2 protein-coding genes are annotated in these 1,363 nt (G+C 41.7%); both read right to left on the minus strand.

Annotated elements, in window-relative coordinates:
- Window positions 1–69: 69 nt before the first annotated feature.
- Complete coding sequence (locus tag RL70_RS16030; RefSeq protein WP_156137998.1) at window positions 70–990, minus strand: IS3 family transposase; 921 nt, start codon at window positions 988–990, stop codon at window positions 70–72.
- Window positions 987–1,280: a transposase gene (locus RL70_RS16035; protein WP_039044406.1), complete on the minus strand. Its 294-nt coding sequence runs from the start codon at window positions 1,278–1,280 to the stop codon at window positions 987–989. The genes RL70_RS16030 and RL70_RS16035 overlap by 4 nt, the downstream gene beginning before the upstream one ends.
- Window positions 1,281–1,363 lie beyond the last annotated feature (83 nt).

The raw sequence follows: 1,363 nt of genomic DNA on the forward strand, positions 1-1,363 counted from the left end.
ACAAATTTGTGAGTGATTATTTTTAAAAGCCTACCGCGCTGCGCTTGCTGGACTTTCATGGAAGAACAGTTATATTGCCAACTGCTCTTCCACGAAAGTTGTGAGTGGTTTCTGCGTGTTTTTTACTTTTGTTTCTTCATACTGAGACTCAAAAAAATTGGGGGACACATAATCTAATGTGGAATGGATACGTCTCTCGTTGTAAAACGAGATAATGTAGTCCAGCACGGCCTCCTCAGCCTCTTTACGTGTCTTGAACTTAGTTCGGTAAATTAGTTCCTTTTTGATTGTCGCATGGAAAGATTCAATGCATGCGTTGTCGTAACAGTCACCTCTACGACTCATGCTAATCTGACATTTCTTTTCCTTCAGTAAATCTGTATAGGATGTAGATGCATATTGAGACCCCTGATCTGAATGGTGAATCAATCCTTCTTCTGGTGAACGGAAATGAAAGGCTCGCTCGAGAGCCAGCTGAGGCAACTCCTTGGCTAATGTATTTGATAAGTTGAATCCAATGATTTTTCTCGAAAAAAGATCCATCACTGTGGCCAAATACAGCCATCCTTGACTGGTCCAGATATAGGTGATGTCAACGACCCACACTTGATTCGGCTGATCTGCATGGAAGTTCCTTTTTAATAGGTTCGGGTAGATTGGATGTTCATGATTAGACTGAGTTGTGACCGTATAATGAAAAGGAACGGTAGCGCACAAGCCAAGCTCCCTCATGTAGTTGGAAACGGTCTTCTCTGAGAGTGGAACCCCTTCATTCTTCAAAATCCTTTGAATCCGAGGGCTTCCATAGACTTCACGATTATCGTAAAAGATTTGTTTGATTAACTTTAATGCCCCTTCTTTTTGACGTTGGGTAAAGCTTTGTTCTTTTTCTCGCCATTTATAGTAGCCGCTCGTTGAAACCTGGAGAACTTGGCACATCTTCTTCACGCGGTATTCTGCCCGGTGTTCTTCGATAAATGAATAAATCACTGCGGGTTTTTTGAGAAGATGTGCATGGCTTTTTTTAAGATTTCATTTTCTTCTTTCAGCTCTTGAATTTCTTTCTCTAATGCTCGTTGTTGCTTCAGCCGTTCAGCAGGGGTTACATATTCTACGCCGTTAAGCTCTGCTTCCAATTCTTTACGGTGCTCGCTGACCCATCGTCGCAGGGTACTTACAGGGACATCCATCTCTCGTGAGACTTCAATCTGCTTTTTTCCATCTATCACCACGAGCTTGATCAAATGTTGTTTTAACTTATCATCAATTCGTTTCGTCATTATGGACACGCTCCGTTCAGTTAGTATGTTCTCTCTATCCAAACACGCTCATTGGATTGTGTCCACTTTCTATACTATCTTCA

The sequence above is a fragment of the Sporosarcina sp. ZBG7A genome (assembly GCF_000813425.1).
In the GTDB taxonomy this organism is placed as follows: Bacteria; Bacillota; Bacilli; order Bacillales_A; family Planococcaceae; genus Sporosarcina.

What these genes read in the sequence shown, in the direction of transcription:
- RL70_RS16035 (WP_039044406.1), bottom strand. Translation starts at nt 1,280, where the DNA reads ATGACGAAACGAATTGATGATAAGTTAAAACAACATTTGATCAAGCTC.